Source organism: Devosia lucknowensis (assembly GCF_900177655.1).
In the GTDB taxonomy this organism is placed as follows: domain Bacteria; phylum Pseudomonadota; class Alphaproteobacteria; order Rhizobiales; family Devosiaceae; genus Devosia; species Devosia lucknowensis.
This window is the reverse complement of sequence record NZ_FXWK01000001.1, coordinates 1,650,870-1,667,468: the sequence shown is the minus strand read 5'-3', so window position 1 is coordinate 1,667,468 and position 16,599 is coordinate 1,650,870. Positions and strand designations below refer to the sequence as shown.

Below are 16,599 nucleotides of genomic sequence, written 5' to 3'. Positions count from 1 at the left end.
TTATTTCTCTCACTCGCGGGTCATGCTGTAGTCCAAACCAGTGCGATGCGGAAGCACATACAAGGAGGTTTCTCGATGCGCGTGCTATCCAGAGTTCTGCTGATTTCTGCGGGCGTCATTGGTGCGGCTGGAGTGGCTGCCGCAGCAGCGGCATCCCATGAGGGCAGTCGGAACCTCTCTGCCCTCTCCACGATCTATCTCGCGCACGGACCGGCGCTTCTGGCCCTGGCTTTCCTTGCCCAAGGCCGCATGCTGGTCGGTTCAGGCGCATTGCTTGCCTTCGGTACCCTGCTTTTCGGCGTGGATCTGACCTTAAGGGAATGGTTGGGCCATGCCGTTTTCCCTGGCGCCGCGCCACTTGGAGGAGCGGCGATGATCCTTGCTTGGCTGGGCATCGCCATCGCTGGCGCGGTGCGCCGCCGATAATCGATTAAGAAAGATTAAAACTGCTGCGGAACCATTCACGGGACCGTGCATTTCCCAGTGCGAGCATCTCGTTGGAGGAATTCATGCACAAGATCCTGATCGTCGCCGCCACTGCGCTGTCGCTGGCCGCCTGTACCACTACTCAGCAGGGCGCCACGGTCGGCGCTATCGGCGGCGGCATCATCGGTGCCACTGCAACCGGCGGCAATGTCGTCGGCACCGCCGTTGGTGCCGGTATCGGCGCTGTTGCCGGTGCTGCTGCCGGTGAACTGCTGGGCTATTATGGCACCAGCCGTGACCGCTGCGTGTACCGTCGCGCCAACGGCACCCAGTACATCGATACCTGCCCGCGCGGCTAATCGATTTACCCCTATGCCGCAGCGCCCCCTGCGGCCAAGCGCCCCCAGGCGCCAGACACCCGGTTGGCCCCCCAACCGGGTGCTCTTTTTTGTGCAAGACGACCGCTGACGTCGGCAAGATCGGGTGGCTTGAAAAACTTTCGGGAAACATCGATAGTTATCAAATACGTGCCACTTGTCTTGCGCTATCTGAACGACCGGCCTGACCGGAAACTAGGCTACCTCCTGATCTCGTGAACCGTAAGTCCTGGATCGCACGTCCCGGACGAACCCTTCCGCCACTTCGTGGCACAACAGACCAAGAGGACCATTGATATGGCCGCCATCACCGGTACCGTGAAGTTCTTCAACACCACCAAGGGCTACGGTTTCATTTCGCCCGACAATGGCGAGAAGGATGCATTCGTCCACATTTCCGCCGTTCAGCGTTCGGGCCTGCAGGGCCTTTATGAAGGCGACAAGGTCAGCTTCGAGCTGCAGACCGGTCGCGACGGCAAGGTTTCCGCAACCGATCTCACCCTGCTGAGCTAACTCATTTCTTTCTCAGTTTCGAAAGGGCCCTCCGGGCCCTTTTTTGTTTGTGCGCGCCTGTGACTGACCTATAGCAGGGCCACACTGACGATTCCGGAGGCGGGATGCGCGACTTTCTACGGCATTGGAGCCCGCGGGCAGAAACACAGTCCGACCTGCGTCAGGCTGGGGCTCTACCCTATGCGCTCGTTGAAGGCCGCGTTGCTTTCTTGCTCATCACATCGCGCCGCAGCGGCAAGTGGATCTTCCCCAAGGGGGCGATCGAGCCGGACATGACCCCTTGGGATAGTGCGGCTGTCGAAGCACTTGAGGAAGCCGGTGTGTCCGGCAGGATCGATCACGAGCCCGTCGGCAGCTATCGGGCCAGCGTTGGCGCAGATGGGGTCGCGTTGGTGGATGTCGACCTCTACCCGCTGCTCGTTACCGAGCAACGGGATTCCTGGCGGGAGCAGGACCAGCGCCTCCGGCACTGGGCGACACTTTCGGAGGCACGCCGTTTGCTGACGGATCGCTCGCTCGGCAATCTGGCCCTGAAGCTGCACAACAGGCTGGTGCCGGCGGCCGGCAAATGACGTCGCCTAAGGAATGACGACGCTCAGCACGAAGTAAAGCAGGCCGGCCAGCGCGGCGGAGGCGGGGACCGTCACGATCCAGGCCGCGGCGATGCTGAAGACGTGGTGACGGCGCACCAGCAGGCGCGACTCTACCTTGCGCGCTTTCGCCAAGGCCTCTTCGGGTGTCGCATTCAACTGGCTGGCCGCCACCATCCTGGCATTGACCGGCACCGCCGACCCCTCCATGTCGCGGCGGGAGATGTATTCGCGCAGGAAGCCGACGCCGAACACCGCGCCCACCGCGATGTGCGTCGATGAAACCGGCATGCCGAGCGCCGAGGCGACCAGCACCGTGACAGCCGCCGAAAGAGCCGCGCAAAAGGCGCGGATTTCGTTGAGCTTGGTGATCTGTTCTCCGACGGTGCGGATCAGGCGCGGGCCAAAAAGCGCCAAGCCCAAGGAAATGCCGATGGCGCCGATCGCAAGGACCCAGAAGGGCAGTTCGATCCCGGCCACCTCGCCGTGTCCCGTCTGGATTGTGGTGACGATCGCTGCAAAGGGGCCGATGGCATTGGCGACGTCGTTGGCGCCATGCGCGAACGACAGCAGTGCGGCCGATACGATGAGGGGCAATCGGAACAGGCGCGAAACGTGTTTCTTGCGGTTCTCCATGTCTCTGGATTGTCGACGGACCCAAGGCATTGCGGCTAGCCACCCGAGGGCGCCAAAGGCGACGCCGAGGGCAATGGTGGTTCCAAAGCCTGGCTTCCAGATGCGGCTCAGGCCCTTGGTCGCAAGGTACATGGCGAAGACGCCCGTCATCACCGCCACGAAAATGGGGACCCACACGCGCGCGGCCGTGATCTTGTCCAATCTTGTCGTGATGGTGGATCGGATGATGATCAGGAAGGCCGCTGCAATGATGCCGCCGAGAATCGGCGAGATGACCCAACTCGTGGCGATAGCGCCAATCACTGGCCAGTTCACGATGCCGAACCCGGCCGAGACGATGCCCGAACCGACCACACCACCCACCACGGCGTGCGTTGTCGAAACGGGAGCGCCGATATAGGTGGCGAGGTTCACCCAGAGCGCCGATGCCAAGAGCGCCGCCATCATCACCATGATGAACGTGCGCGCCTCCATTTCGGGCGAAATAAGCAGGTCGCGGGCAACGGTGTTAACGACGTCGCCGCCAGCGAGCAGAGCACCCGCCGCCTCGAATATGGCCGCAATGACGAGGGCTCCGACCATGGTGATGGCGCGTGCGCCGACCGCCGGCCCCATGTTGTTGGCGACGTCGTTGGCACCGACGTTGAGCGCCATATAGCCGGCAATCAGGGCACCGATTACGACCACGTAGGTGCCCGGGCCCTGTCCGGTCGCGAACGCCGCCCATACGCCCGCCAGAAGGAGAAAGACCAGCGCAATGCCGGGCGCTGCCAGAGATCGGCCGAGATCGGAACTGGCAGACTCGTAGCCCGAAACCTGCTGCAGATCCTTGTCGAGCGCGCTTTTGGTCATGTCATCATACTGTCAAATAATCTTCGGGCCTCCGCCCATAGCATCTCAGCAAGGCGTTACCAGACGTAAAGTTGCTTTTCTCGATGATGTTCGTGCGCCGCTTGACTTCGGCCGCCGTCTGCCCGTATCAATGCACCGTCTTTATGTTTTGGAGAGGTCCCGTGCGGGCACTCATTCTCGTAGTAGGTAGGCGCATCGGCAACGTGGGGTGAAACCCGCGGACGAGCTGGTGCGCCGAAAACAGGTCCCGAACGGGGCCTTTTTTATTGCCTTTTTTCCGGCGAAGCGGTTTTAAGGCAGAAAGCACGTAACGCCCGGTACGGCGGGCCCCGAAGAAATAGGAAGAGCGCAAATGGCCGAGAAAATGACCGGCGCGGAAATGGTGATCCAGGCGCTGACGGATCAGGGTGTGGAGCATATGTTCGGCTATCCGGGCGGCGCTGCCCTGCCGATCTACGACGCGATGTTCCAGCAGGATTTCGTCAAGCACATCCTGGTGCGGCATGAGCAGGGCGCAACGCACATGGCGGAAGGTTATGCGCGTTCCACCGGCAAGCCTGGCGTGGTGCTGGTGACGTCGGGTCCGGGTGCGACCAACGCCGTTACCGGTCTCACCGACGCGCTGCTCGACTCGATCCCGCTGATCTGCATCACTGCCCAGGTCCCGACGACGCTGATCGGCACCGACGCGTTCCAGGAATGCGATACCGTCGGCATCACGCGCTCCTGTACCAAGCACAATTATCTCGTGAAGTCCGTGCAGGATCTTCCGCGAATCCTGCATGAGGCCTTCCTGATCGCCACGACCGGTCGCCCCGGCCCCGTGGTCATCGACATACCCAAGGACGTGCAGTTCGCTGTCGGCGAGTATTATCGCCCCGACGCCGACACGCTGCGCCACCAGTCCTACCGTCCACAGGTTGATGGTGATCTGGCGGCGATTGAAGCGGCCGTCGATCTTATGCTCAATGCCGAGCGCCCGATCTTCTACACGGGCGGCGGCGTGATCAATGCGGGTCCCGAGGCTTCGGAGAGCCTGCGGGAGCTGGCTGAACTGACGGGATTCCCCGTCACCTCGACTCTGATGGGGCTCGGCGCCTTCCCGGCATCCAATCCGCAGTGGATGGGCATGCTGGGTATGCACGGCACCTACGAGGCCAACATGGCCATGCATGACTGCGACGTCATGATCAATATCGGTGCGCGTTTCGACGACCGTATCACAGGCCGTATCGATGCCTTCTCGCCCGACAGCAAGAAGATCCACGTCGATATCGACCCGTCATCGATCAACAAGGTCGTGCAGGTGCATGTGCCGATCATCGGCGATTGCGGCAGGGTTCTGGAAGAAATGATCCGGATCTGGCGCAGCCGGACCAATGAGCCGCGGACCGAAGCCATTTCCGGCTGGTGGAAGCAGATTTCCCAGTGGCGCGACGTCGGCTCTCTGAACTTCAAGAATTCGGACACCGTCATCAAGCCGCAATGGGCGATCCAGCGCCTTTACGAGGCGACGAAGAAGCAGGGCAAGGACGTTTACATCACGACCGAGGTTGGCCAGCACCAGATGTGGGCCGCGCAGCATTTCCACTTCGACAAGCCCAATCGCTGGATGACGTCGGGTGGCCTGGGCACGATGGGCTATGGCCTGCCCGCTGCCGTCGGGGTGCAGGTCGCTCATCCCGATGCGCTGGTGATCGACATCGCCGGTGAAGCGTCGGTGCAGATGACCATGCAGGAAATGTCCACGGCGGTTCAGTATCGGCTGCCGATCAAGATCTTCATCCTCAACAACGAACGCATGGGCATGGTCCGCCAGTGGCAGGATCTGCTGCATGGTTCGCGCTACGCGCATTCCTACTCGGAATCGCTGCCGGACTTCGTCAAGCTGGCCGAAGCCTATGGCGGCAAGGGTATCCGTTGCGAGAACCCTGCAGAGCTGGACGCCGCCATCGCCGAGATGATGGACTATGACGGCCCGGTCCTGTTCGACGTCATCGTCGAGAAAGATGAAAACTGCCTGCCGATGATCCCGTCAGGCAAACCGCACAACGAGATCATCCTGCCCGATACCGCCAATATCGGCGACATCATCGACGAGAAGGGACGCCAACTGGTCTAGTGGCCGGTTGCGGAGCATTGCCATGAACGCACATTTGCAGCCGACAGGTTCGGCTTATTTCCTCACCCAGGAAACCCAGCAGGCGGAACGTCACACGCTTTCCGTTCTCGTCGACAACGAGCCAGGCATTCTCGCTCGCGTCGTGGGCCTCTTTTCCGCCCGCGGCTACAATATCGAGAGCCTGACTGTCAGTGAGACCGAACATGATCGGCGACTTAGTCGCATCACTGTTGTTGTGGTCGCCACGCCGAAGGTTCTGGTTCAGATCAAGACGCAACTGGAGCGCCTCGTGCCCGTCCATCGCGTGCATGACCTAACGGCCGAAGGTGCCTTTCTCGAGCGTGAATTGGCGCTGATCAAGGTCAAGGGCAGTGGCGAACATCGCGCGGAGACCCTGCGCCTCGCCGACGCCTTCCGTGCGCAGATCGTGGATGCGACGGTCGAGAGCTTCGTGTTCGAGGTGACCGGCAAGCCATCGAAGGTCGACAGTTTCATCGCCCTGATGCAGCCGCTCGGATTGGTTGAAGTGGTCCGCACCGGGCTCGCCGCAATTTCCCGCGGACCTGAAGGTATGTAAAAGCCTCAGAGCTGAAAAAACAGGCGGTCGGGCGACTTCGCTCCGGCCGCATTCTGCCGGGTTCGACGCATGCGCCGCCTTGCGCAGATTGATCGGCATCATCACAAGGTTCGATTGGGCCTTGCCGCAAGTTTCGTGTAATGGCTCATCCGGTTCTTTCGGATACATGCCATGACGCTTCTCTCAGTCAATCTCAACGCCGTCGCCCAGCTGCGGAACCGCCGGGACCTGCCGTGGCCGAGCGTCACGGGAATTGCGCGCGTAGTCATGGATGCCGGTGCCAACGGCATTACCGTGCATCCACGGCCTGACGAACGGCACATTCGCCGCACGGATGTGTATGAGCTGAGCGCTCTGCTGCGCGACGTCTATCCGGAGGCCGAATTCAACATCGAGGGCTATCCCAGCGACGATTTCCTCGACCTCATAGAAGACGTCAATCCGCAGCAGGTTACGTTGGTGCCCGACGATCCGGCACAGGCGACGTCCGATCACGGCTGGGATTTCCTGGGCCAAGGCGATTTTTTGACTTCGGTCGTGCAGCTTTTGCAGCGTGGGGATCGTCGCGTTTCGCTGTTCTGCGATCCCGATGCAGGGCTTGGGGGCGTGACTGCAGCCAAAGCGACCGGCGCGGAACGAGTGGAACTGTTCACCGGTCCCTATGGCGCCTGCTATGGCGATCCAGTGCGTGCGCAGGCCGAATTGGTCGCGCTGGCCGAGACCGCTGCGGCGGCGCTTTCAATCGGTCTCGAGGTCAATGCCGGTCACGACCTCACTCTCGAAAATCTTCCCGCCTTCCAGCTTGCGGTTCCAGGCGTAGCTGAAGTGTCCATCGGGCACGGCCTAACAGCCGAGGCTCTGCTTGTCGGTTTTGCGCAAGCGGTGCGGGCGTACAATGCTGTGCTCAGATGAAAAGGGCGCCTTTCGGCGCCCTCCCTTGTTCATTCCGTATAGTTGAACTCGGCTAATTCGCAGACGTTATTGCCGTATTTTTCCAGTTCTTCGCCGTCTTCAAACACAGCCTTGAAGTCGAAAACGCAGTATCCGGTGCCATCGTCGATATTGATCATCACGCTGCTTCCTGCAGGTAGGATGTCTCTACCGAGTATGTCTTCCTGCCAGTTCGAGGCATCGGTGTGAGATGCATAGAACTCGATGATGTCATATGACGTGTAGTTGTTTATCCGTACGCGTCGGTCGAGTGCATTTACTGAACTGACGCCGAAAGCAAACAATGCAGTTGCGAGCGCGATTCGTGCGATTTTCATCTTGTCCCTCCAAGTAACCCCACATGCAGTGGCGTATTCCGGGTTTTCGAGGGCGTCAAGGTGAGCCCATCGAAGGCTGGTGGGCATTGTTACGGCGTTTCGAACAGTCCGTTGCAGCCGAGGATAAGTTTAGCCCTCGATGGATTTCCATCGTCCCAAAACCGCTGAAAACTGCGCGTTTTCCTATACTTACATTTGTGTTCCTGAGGTACGCCGTTGTGTCCGGCTGACACTGGCGTGCCCTCTTGAGGGTTTGGGTGACAGGCACATATATCGCCTCAGTTACGATTTGTTACCAAGGAGGGCACCCAAATGTCCAAGCTCAAGATCGGCGTTGTCATCTCGTCCACCCGTCCCACCCGTTTTGGCGAAGTTCCCGCCAAGTGGATCGTCGACAAGGCAAACGAACGCCCTGAAATCCAGGCCGAGATTGTCGACCTGCGCGATTTCGACCTGCCGTTCTTCGACGAAATGGCTTCCAACCTGTGGATGCCGTCGAGCAACGAGAAGGCTGTTGCCTGGCAGAAGAAGGTCGGAGAGTTCGACGGCTTTATTTTCGTCGTTGCCGAGTACAACCGTTCGATCACCGGCGCGCTGAAGAACGCCCTCGATCAGGCCTACAACGAGTGGAACAAGAAGCCGTTCGGCATCGTGGGCTACGGCACAGTCGGCGCGGCCCGCGCTGCTGAGCACCTGCGTGGCATCGGCGTCGAGTTGCAGATGGTTTCGACCCGCTCGGCCGTGCATATCGGCGGCGCAGACTTCTTCGCCGTGCACCCGCTCGGCCAACAGAACAAGCCGATGAGCGAGATCGAAGGCTCGATCGGTTCCTCGGCCAAGGACATGCTCGACCAGATCATCTGGTGGGGTCAGGCCACCAAGGCCGCCCGTGCCGACGACGCAGCGGCCGCCAAGGCTGCTGAATAATACGAAGACCTCCAAGTCCTCGTTTGCCAGTCAGGGGTCGTCCGGATACGGCCGGCCCCTGACTGCTTTTGAACTATTCCGAGACGCGGGTGTTGTTTGTGATCATGAGCGGGTGTATAGCGGCGCCCGCCTTCACCAGCGAGAGCCCAAAAGCTCATGACGCATACGGAAAATGCCGGTCAGTCGACCGGTAACGTAGCGACCCACCAGGCCAGCCACGAAAAAACCTCTCTCCCCATCCTGACCCTGGGAGCGATCGGTGTCGTCTACGGCGATATCGGCACCAGTCCCATCTATGCGTTCAGACAGGCGACCCACGTTCGACCGGGCGCAGCGTCGTCCGACGTCGAGATTTTGGGCTTGTTGTCGCTGATCGTCTGGGCGCTGACCCTGACAGTCGCGGTCAAGTACGTTTTCTTCGTGACCCGTGCGGACAATAACGGGGAAGGGGGCACGCTCAGCCTCATGGCCCTCGCGCGCAAGACGTTCACCAACCCGCCGCTGTGGATAACGGCGCTGGGTGTGCTCGGCGCAGCGCTGTTCTACGGCGACGCCCTGCTTACGCCCGCCATCTCGGTGCTGTCTGCAGTAGAAGGCGTGGAGCTTGTTGCGCCTGGAATGACCCGTTGGGTCGTGCCGATCACACTCCTCATCATCATCGGCGTTTTTGCGGTGCAGAGGTTCGGAACGGCAAAGGTCTCCATCGTCTTCGGGCCCATCACCGCCATCTGGTTTCTCGTGCTCGGAATATCTGGGCTTGTCCACATCGTCGCTTATCCAGAGGTGTTGCTGGCTCTCAACCCCTTGCTGGGTTTCAGTTTTCTCTTTACCCATTTCGGTATCGCCTTCGTGGTGATGGGCGCCGTGTTCCTGGCCGTCACCGGAGCCGAGGCGCTCTATGTCGACTTGGGGCATTTTGGGCGTAAGCCGATCGTGCTGGCCTGGTTTGGGCTCGTGTTCCCGGCACTGCTGCTGAACTATTTCGGCCAGGGCGCCTACGTCCTGCAGATGGGGCCCGAAAACGTCGCGAGTCCCTTCTTCCAGATGCAGCCGGAATGGGCGCTGTTGCCCTTCGTCATTCTGGCGACGCTGGCCACCATCATCGCCAGCCAGGCGGTGATCACCGGGGCTTATAGCCTGACGCAGCAGGCCATCGCGCTCAACATGCTGCCGCGCATGGTCGTCCACCATACTTCGGCGACGCAGAGCGGGCAGATCTACATGCCGCAGATCAACACCCTGCTGATGATCGGCGTTCTTATCCTGGTCGCTGCATTCGGAAGTTCCGATGCATTGTCAAATGCTTACGGCATTGCTGTGTCGGGCGTGATGATCGTGACGCTGGCACTGCTGCTGGTGGTGATGTGGCGGCACTGGAAGTGGCATCCGGCCGCCGTCATCGCCTTCGGTATCATCTTCGCGGTGATCGACGGATCGTTCTTTGCGGCCAATGTGGCCAAACTTTTCCAGGGCGGCTGGGTGCCGGCGGCGGTCGCCATCGCGGGTGCTCTGCTGATGTGGAGCTGGATGGCGGGCCGCCGGCGGTTGGCGGAAAAGACGCGCCGGGACGAGGTTCCGCTGGAGTTCCTGGTGGAAAATCTGTCGAAGAAAAAGCCGACGACGGTGCCTGGAACGGCGATTTTCCTGACCTCCGACGTCGAGGGTGCGCCGACGGCCTTGCTCCATTCTCTCAAGCATTACAAGGTCTTACACGAGCAGAACGTCATTCTGACGGTGCGGACTTCGACCTCGCCGCGCGTGCCGGACGACGAAAAGGTGACCATCGACGCCTATAACGAGCTGTTCTTCCGTGTGGTCGTGACCTTCGGTTTCATGGAAGAACCCAACATTCCCAAGGCCTTGGCCCTTGCCCGCAAGCTCGGCTGGAAGTTCGACATCATGTCGACTTCGTTCTTCCTGTCGCGACGCTCGTTGAAGCTCGGACAGAAGTCCGGTCCGCTAAGGTTCTGGCAGGACAGGGTTTTTATCCGTCTTGCGCGAAATGCCAGCGATGCGACGGAGTATTTCCACATTCCGACCGGTCGCGTCGTCGAAATTGGTACGCAGGTTGTCATCTAGGAGCAATTTGCTAGCACATTGCTAGCATTTGGAGTCTCATCTCGGCAGGTCGGGGCAAACATAGGGTACTTCGGCCGGAGCAAAGCGCTGTTCTTCAGCGCCACCCACCAGCTTGAGGTTGAGGACCAGCTCGTCGGCGGTGACGGACATGATGTCGGCGCTGATCGTCATGCCATCCTCGTCCCACGAGATTTCGGTGTCCGAGAGCTGTTCCCACTTCGAAAGGCGATAGGTTTCCCAGCAACTGTCGGAGACCAGGGTGCCGTCCGAGAGGAAGATGTGCATGACGCCGGGCATGTCGGTGTCGCTGCCCTGCTTGACCCAGATCCGATTGAGGAGAGGATTGGCTTCGGAAGCCTCTCCCTCCTCGGCGGCGGGGTCGGCATCCTGCGCCATGGCCGGCACGCTTGCACAGGCACCTACGCCCCAGATGGTCATGAGGGCAAAGACGGCGGCTTTGGTGTCCATGGCAATTCTCCCTTTTGCCTGCCTCGCCGGCTTATGGCGACGCAAGGCACAAGGGTGACCGTGCGAACTGGGCGGAATTGCGTCCGCCCAGTGCAATGGTCGGAGTTCAGTCCCGGATGCCGAGAACCTGGTCCCGGCCGGCAACGCGGCGGGCCTGTATCGGCCAGAGGGCATAGTCGCCGTCGAGCACGCGGGCGGCATGGGCGGCCCAGTTGGGATCGTCGAGGGCACCACGGGCGAGGGCGATGAAGTCGGCTTCGCCGTTTTCGAGGATCGCTTCGGCAGCAGCGACGTCGCCGAGGAGGCCCACCGCCATCGTCGGGATATCGGCACCCTCGCGGACCGCCTTGGCGAATGGCACCTGGTAGGCGGCCGCAGAAGTGATGCGCCCCTGCGCAAGGCCACCGCTGGAGCAATCGATGGCATCAACGCCACGGGCCTTCAGTTCGCGGGCCAGGACCACGCTATCTTCCGGCGTCCAGCCGCCCGGCGCGTTGTCGCTGACCGACAGACGGGCAAGGAGCGGCTTGTCAGCCGGCCAGACGGCGCGCACGGCCTCCGTGATCTCGAGGACCAGACGCATGCGGTTTTCGAGACTGCCGCCATACTCGTCGGTGCGGTGATTGGAGAGCGGGCTGAGGAACTGGTTGAGGAGGTAGCCGTGTGCGGCGTGGATCTCGACCGTGTCGAAGCCGGCCTTTTCGGCCCTGACCGCAGCAGCGACGAAACCGTCGATGACATGCTTGATGCCGGCTGCGTCGAGGGCAGTCGGCACCTGGAAGTCGGGATCGTTGGGATCATGCGACTGGGCGCTGGGAGCGACGGGCTGCCAGTGTTCATAGCCGGCGGCGCGGCGCTGCTCTTCGGTCTCCAGATCGGCCGGACCGCGCCAGGATACCGGCGTCGACGCCTTGCGGCCCGCATGGGCCAGCTGGATGCCGGCGGCGCTTCCGTGTTCGTGGAGGAAGTCGACGATGCGGGCGAGGGGGGCGATATGCTCGTCCTTCCAGATGCCAAGGTCGCCATAGGAGATGCGTCCCTCCGCGACGACACCACTGGCTTCGAGAATAACGAGGCCGAAGCCGCCCAAAGCAAAGCGGCCGAGGTGGACGAAGTGCCAGTCGTTGGCAAAGCCGTCGATGGACGAATACTGGCACATGGGGGCGACGACGGCGCGATTGCGCAGGGTGAGGCCGCGCAGGGTAACCGGCGTGAATAGCTTGGACATAAAAGTTCCTTGGCAGGAAATGCTGCAGTCGAGGCGCCCTACATGCAACTTTTGCCTTTCATCGGCAAGTGCCGATGGTTGGCGGCTGCCTTGCGGCAGGCGCATCGGGTGGCGCGGATGGGCAGAATCGCCAGCTTGCAGTAGCGTTCCGGCGAGGGCATGGAGATGAAAACATGAAGGTTACGCTCGACCTCGACGCGCTGGTCCGGTCCGGCCAGATCACGCCGGCCGAAGCGGAGCGTCTCAAGGGCTTTGCGGCTGCCGATACCGGCGCCCTCGGCGCCAATGTGCTGTTCGCGCTCGGCGCCACCGCCGTGGCATGCGGCGTGGTCGCCCTGTTGCCAGCACTCGAAACGGTGGTCGCGCTCGGCGTCCTGCTGTTCGGGACGGGTCTCTTCATCCGGCTTCAGGGCTTTGCACGCATGCAGCTCTTCGCCCAGATCATCATCGTCATAGGCGCCCTGGCGCTCTGCGCGGGAATTGGCGGGCTTTACGGCGAACACTGGCCGGTGCGTGTCGGGATGACGCTGGGCCTGGCGGCGAGCGCAGTGCTCGCGCGGTCGGGCCTGCTGGCAGGCCTTGCCGTCATCGGGTTTGCCGTCACCATCACCTTCGATCCAGAAATCTGGCCACCAAACCATTTCCTGGTCGTGGTCATTGTCGCGCTTTCGGCGCTAGTACTCGGACTCTATATCCTGTCGCTGCGGCTGGCGCCCGAGCATGAGCGGCTGGCCATTATCGCGATGCGTGTCGGCATCGTGCTGGTCAACGTGGCTTTTCTCGCCGGCTCGGTTTTCGGTGACGACAATCTGGGCGTCAACGCAGTGGCGTTCTCCGTCGCCTGGGCCCTTGCGCTCCTGGCTTTCGGCGCCTGGGCGGTGTTTGCCAACAGGCGCTGGGTGGTCAACAGCGTCGCGGTGTTCGGCGCCATCCATTTCTTCACCCAGTGGTTCATGGTGCTCGGCGCGCAGCCGGTTTCAATCGTGGGCGGCGGCATTCTCCTGATCGTCTTCGGGCTGGCGCTGGCGCGCTTCAACAACTGGGTGGGCCAGCGACCCGCAAGCAAGAGCGCCTGACATGAGCATTACGCCAGAGCGGTTCCGCGACTTGCTGGGTTTCGAAACCCGCCCGGTCGAACTGGTCGCGTCCCAGACGGAGCGGATGGACGATCATGTGGTCGAGCATCTGCGGCTGCGTATTGGCGGCAGGGACGTGCGCGGAATTCTGACGCGGCCCGCCGACGCGACAGGCCCAATGCCGGCCATTCTTTACGGACATTCGCATGGCGGCGGCTACGCCATCGGCGCGCGCGAATTGCTGGATGGCCGCGAATATCTGCTGGACCCGCTGGGCCCGGTTTTCGCCCGGGAAGGGTATGTCACACTGGCGATCGACATGCCGGTCTTCGGTGAGCGTGCCACGGTGAGCGAGAGTTTCGCGGCCAAGGCGCTGCTATGGGAAGGCAAGTCGCTGTTTGGCGACATGTTGAGCGACCACGCTGCAGCCCTTACCTATCTTGCCGGCCGCGCGGATGTGGATGGTGCACGGATCGGCGCCTTCGGGATATCCATGGGGTGCGTGCTGAGCTACTGGCTGGCCGCCATCGACACCAGGATCGCCGCCGTGGCGCATCTATGCTGCTTCGCCGACTTCCGCACCATGATCGCGCTTGGAGCCCATGATGGGCACGGGATCTACCTAACAGTACCCGGATTGCTGAAAGAAGCTGACGGCGGGAGCATTGCGGCGCTGATCGCGCCGCGGCCGCAACTGATCTGCGTGGGTGAGGCCGACCACCTCAGCCCGCCAGCGGCTGTCGCCGCGGCCATGGCGGAACTGCGACCAGTCTATGCCGCGCATCCCGGGCGGCTGGAATTCCTCAGCGAAGCGGGGGTGGGCCACCAGGAAACCGCTACGATGCGGGCTGCGGTCATCCGGTTCTTCGACGCCTGGCTCCGCTAGGGCAGGGCGCCGCCCAGAGCGTTGTACGTCTCAAGTCGATCAGGCGTTTCAAGAACTCAACCGCGCCGTCATTGCCCGGCTCGTCCGGCAATCCACCTTGCTGAGCATGGACCACCGAGCAGGGACCGGTGGTGACGGAGGCGGAGGGGCGAGACGCCTCAGGTCAAACGCGCGACGCTCTAGCGCATGCCGACCATGGCCATGGCCTGACGGAGCAATTCCGGATTGGTCCAGACCATATAGGCGCCGAAGGCGATGGCGGCGATGATGGCCAGGCCGAACAGCTTCTTCATGACCGAGAAGACAAGCCAGAGCAGAATGGCCGCGCCGATGCCGAGTGCGATGAGGGTCGACGGATCACTGGGCATGGTTTTGCTGGTCCCGGGTTTCATGCTTGGCTGGATTTGAGCGGCGGGTGCCGTGAATCACCGATGTATACGCTAACGTATCGCGCGCCAAAGCGCCGGAATTTTGCTCCGCAAAAGAAGCTGGATCACCGGCAAGGAACGATGGTGTTCGAGTTCCGTTGAGCGGTGCGTCTCTATCCGGTACCATTCCATGACACCACTTTTCGGTCCTCTGCTCGACGGCGAATTCACCCATTTCCGGTTCTGGTCGCCGGGCGCCGAGGCAGTCGACGTCATCTTTCCCGACAGGGAGAGCGTGGCTCTCGTGAGAGATGCGGATGGGTGGTGGGCCGGACGGGCAACGCAATGCGGTCCGGGGACGCGATACAAGTTCCGTATCGGCGCGCTCGAGTTCCCAGACCCAGCATCGCGCTTCCAGGACGGTGACAGTGCAGGGTGGAGCATCGTGTGCGCGCCACTGGTTCCCAGCGGCCGCACGCAGCCGCTGCGCCCGTGGTCGGAAACCATCATCTGCGAAGTGCATGTCGGCACAGTCTCGCCAGAGGGAACTTTTGAAGGCCTCGAAAAGCGGCTCGAATACTTCCGGGATGCCGGCTACACCGCGCTCGAAATCATGCCGATCAACGATTTTCCCGGCACGCGCAACTGGGGGTATGACGGGACCTTGGTGTTCGCCCCCGATGAGACCTATGGCACAAGGGAAGCGCTGCGCAGCCTCGTCGACCGGGCGCATGAGCTGGGGCTCTGCATGATCCTCGACGTGGTCTACAACCACTTCGGCGACGTCGGCAACTTCATCGACAAGCACACGCCGGAATGGTTCGACGACAGTGTCGAAACGCCGTGGGGTACCGGGATCGACTTCACGCAGGAGATGGTGCGGCAGTTCTATTACGAAAACACCCGCATGTGGCTCGACGAGTTCGACTTCGACGGCCTGCGGTTCGATGCGGTGCATGAAATGAAGACCGAGGATCGCGATCGCTTCCTGGGGGACCTGGCCAAGGTGGCGCGCGATGCCAAGGGGCATGCCAAGCTGATCCTCGAAAACATGGACAACTGCGCATCGTGGCTGACCCGCGACCCCGGTGACGAGCCGGTGGATTTTACCGCGCAGTGGAACGACGATATCCACCATGTCCTGCATCACCTGGTGACCGGCGAAGAGCGCCAGGGCTATGACGATGCCGATGTCGATCCGGTCGCCGATCTGGAAAAGGCGCTGGCCGACGGCTTTGTGCATGACGGCGAGGCGGAGGGGGAAAGCGACGGCACGACGCGTGGGGAGCCGGCGAGCCGCCTGCCGCCTGAGGCATTCGTGTCCTTCGTGCAGAACCACGACCAGATCGGCAACCGTGCCGACAGCAAGCGCCTGGCGTCGCGCGTTGATCCGCAGCGGCTCGACTTCCTCCATTTCGTGACGATTATGGCGCCGCAGATCCCCCTGCTGTTCATGGGCGAGGAAGCACAGGTGCGCTCGCCTTTCCCCTATTTCTTCGACCTGCCGGAGGATGCCGCCGCACCCAAGCGGGAAGACCGGTACCGGCAGATGCGCGAAATCTTCGAGCAGCCGGTCGAGAACGGCACACTCCCCGATCCGAATGCCGTCGAGACTTTCGAAAGTGCGCGGCTCGACTGGGCGGTGCTCGACGGGCCGACGACACGGCCCGCGCTCGAGCGCTTCCGCCAGCTTGCGGCGTGGCGGAGACAGCATGTGTGGCCGCTGCTGGCCACGAAGTGCCTCGACGCCAAGAGCAGCCGCAGCGGCAACGCCATCCATGTGCGCTGGATCTTCGAGGGCGGAGCGCTGGCCATGGTGCTTAACGCGTCGGCAACGGCGGACGAGATCGGGTGCGTGATGGCGGGCGAAGTGGTGACCACGGGCTCGGTGGCGCAGCATGGCGCCCGGGTGAGGCTGGGCGCATGGAGTGCTGTGGCATGGAGCGGGCCGAACTGATCAGCGCCTTCAGAGGACAGTCCTGCCAAGCGTTCGACAGTATGACAGCATTATACCGAGCGAACAGTCTGTGGCGGTCCAAGTCTTCATGATGCACGGTCATGCGGCGAAGGGACCGTTTCCGAGCGGCAATGTCTGATTAAAATTCTGATGCGAAACAATTTTGTATCGCGACCGTCGGCGTCGTCGCGTGCCGGTTTAACACTCCCTTAATTGCCTTCGGACTCACTATTGCAAGTAGGACTGCGA

17 protein-coding genes are annotated in these 16,599 nt (G+C 61.8%); 12 read left to right on the top strand and 5 right to left on the bottom strand.

Annotation, left to right across the window (positions count from 1 at the left end; genetic code table 11):
• Nucleotides 1-75: 75 nt before the first annotated feature.
• From CCK88_RS08210 to CCK88_RS08195, 4 genes are all read left to right on the top strand, one after another.
• Complete coding sequence (locus CCK88_RS08210) at nt 76-426, top strand: DUF423 domain-containing protein (RefSeq protein ID WP_086469965.1); 351 nt, start codon at nt 76-78, stop codon at nt 424-426.
• An 83-nt stretch (nt 427-509) separates the two neighbouring features.
• A complete protein-coding gene (locus tag CCK88_RS08205; RefSeq protein ID WP_086470872.1) occupies nt 510-785 on the top strand; it encodes a hypothetical protein in 276 nt (91 codons plus the stop codon).
• Between the two features lie 315 nt (nt 786-1,100).
• Nucleotides 1,101-1,316 (top strand): cold-shock protein, encoded by a 216-nt coding sequence (locus CCK88_RS08200; RefSeq protein WP_046104661.1) that lies wholly within the window; start codon nt 1,101-1,103, stop codon nt 1,314-1,316.
• Between the two features lie 104 nt (nt 1,317-1,420).
• Nucleotides 1,421-1,888, top strand: a complete 468-nt coding sequence (locus CCK88_RS08195; protein ID WP_140048928.1) for an NUDIX hydrolase — start codon at nt 1,421-1,423, stop codon at nt 1,886-1,888.
• A gap of 6 nt (nt 1,889-1,894) precedes the next feature.
• Here the strand turns inward: CCK88_RS08195 and CCK88_RS08190 are convergent, their stop codons facing one another.
• Complete coding sequence (locus tag CCK88_RS08190) at nt 1,895-3,394, bottom strand: inorganic phosphate transporter (RefSeq protein WP_086469963.1); 1,500 nt, start codon at nt 3,392-3,394, stop codon at nt 1,895-1,897.
• Nucleotides 3,395-3,746: 352 nt separating this feature from the next.
• On the opposite strand from CCK88_RS08190, the gene CCK88_RS08185 reads away from it, so the two are divergent.
• The 3 genes from CCK88_RS08185 (at nt 3,747) to CCK88_RS08175 (ending at nt 7,005) form a co-directional block, all read left to right on the top strand.
• Nucleotides 3,747-5,516 (top strand): acetolactate synthase 3 large subunit, encoded by a 1,770-nt coding sequence (locus CCK88_RS08185; RefSeq protein ID WP_086469962.1) that lies wholly within the window; start codon nt 3,747-3,749, stop codon nt 5,514-5,516.
• Between the two features lie 22 nt (nt 5,517-5,538).
• Nucleotides 5,539-6,093, top strand: a complete 555-nt coding sequence (gene ilvN, locus CCK88_RS08180) for an acetolactate synthase small subunit (protein ID WP_086469961.1) — start codon at nt 5,539-5,541, stop codon at nt 6,091-6,093.
• A 171-nt stretch (nt 6,094-6,264) separates the two neighbouring features.
• Entirely contained in the window at nt 6,265-7,005 is a 741-nt protein-coding gene (locus CCK88_RS08175; protein WP_086469960.1) for a pyridoxine 5'-phosphate synthase, read from the top strand.
• Nucleotides 7,006-7,034: 29 nt separating this feature from the next.
• Here CCK88_RS08175 and CCK88_RS08170 read toward each other — a convergent pair whose 3' ends face one another.
• Nucleotides 7,035-7,361 (bottom strand): hypothetical protein, encoded by a 327-nt coding sequence (locus CCK88_RS08170; RefSeq protein ID WP_086469959.1) that lies wholly within the window; start codon nt 7,359-7,361, stop codon nt 7,035-7,037.
• 312 nt (nt 7,362-7,673) lie between these two features.
• Between CCK88_RS08170 and CCK88_RS08165 the strand changes: the two genes are divergently transcribed.
• Together CCK88_RS08165 and CCK88_RS08160 are read left to right on the top strand one after the other, a co-directional pair.
• Nucleotides 7,674-8,288 carry an NADPH-dependent FMN reductase gene (locus tag CCK88_RS08165; protein ID WP_086469958.1) on the top strand — a complete coding sequence of 205 codons (615 nt, stop codon included), beginning with the start codon at nt 7,674-7,676 and terminating at the stop codon, nt 8,286-8,288.
• A gap of 156 nt (nt 8,289-8,444) precedes the next feature.
• Complete coding sequence (locus tag CCK88_RS08160; protein ID WP_086469957.1) at nt 8,445-10,367, top strand: potassium transporter Kup; 1,923 nt, start codon at nt 8,445-8,447, stop codon at nt 10,365-10,367.
• A gap of 36 nt (nt 10,368-10,403) precedes the next feature.
• Here the strand turns inward: CCK88_RS08160 and CCK88_RS08155 are convergent, their stop codons facing one another.
• Nucleotides 10,404-10,835 (bottom strand): hypothetical protein, encoded by a 432-nt coding sequence (locus tag CCK88_RS08155; RefSeq protein ID WP_086469956.1) that lies wholly within the window; start codon nt 10,833-10,835, stop codon nt 10,404-10,406.
• Between the two features lie 106 nt (nt 10,836-10,941).
• On the bottom strand, nt 10,942-12,063 hold the full coding sequence (locus tag CCK88_RS08150) for an NADH:flavin oxidoreductase/NADH oxidase (protein ID WP_086469955.1): 1,122 nt from the start codon (nt 12,061-12,063) through the stop codon (nt 10,942-10,944).
• A 173-nt stretch (nt 12,064-12,236) separates the two neighbouring features.
• Here CCK88_RS08150 and CCK88_RS08145 point away from each other — a divergent pair, with 173 nt between their 5' ends.
• Both CCK88_RS08145 and CCK88_RS08140 read left to right on the top strand, forming a co-directional pair.
• The gene (locus CCK88_RS08145) at nt 12,237-13,139 is read left to right on the top strand and encodes a hypothetical protein (protein WP_086469954.1); all 903 of its coding nucleotides are present in this window, start codon (nt 12,237-12,239) and stop codon (nt 13,137-13,139) included.
• Nucleotide 13,140: 1 nt separating this feature from the next.
• A complete protein-coding gene (locus tag CCK88_RS08140; protein WP_086469953.1) occupies nt 13,141-14,025 on the top strand; it encodes an alpha/beta hydrolase family protein in 885 nt (294 codons plus the stop codon).
• A 179-nt stretch (nt 14,026-14,204) separates the two neighbouring features.
• Here CCK88_RS08140 and CCK88_RS08135 read toward each other — a convergent pair whose 3' ends face one another.
• Nucleotides 14,205-14,393, bottom strand: a complete 189-nt coding sequence (locus tag CCK88_RS08135; protein WP_140048927.1) for a hypothetical protein — start codon at nt 14,391-14,393, stop codon at nt 14,205-14,207.
• 190 nt (nt 14,394-14,583) lie between these two features.
• Between CCK88_RS08135 and CCK88_RS08130 the strand changes: the two genes are divergently transcribed.
• Nucleotides 14,584-16,350, top strand: a complete 1,767-nt coding sequence (locus CCK88_RS08130; RefSeq protein ID WP_086469951.1) for an alpha-amylase family glycosyl hydrolase — start codon at nt 14,584-14,586, stop codon at nt 16,348-16,350.
• The last annotated feature ends 249 nt before the right edge of the window (nt 16,351-16,599 follow it).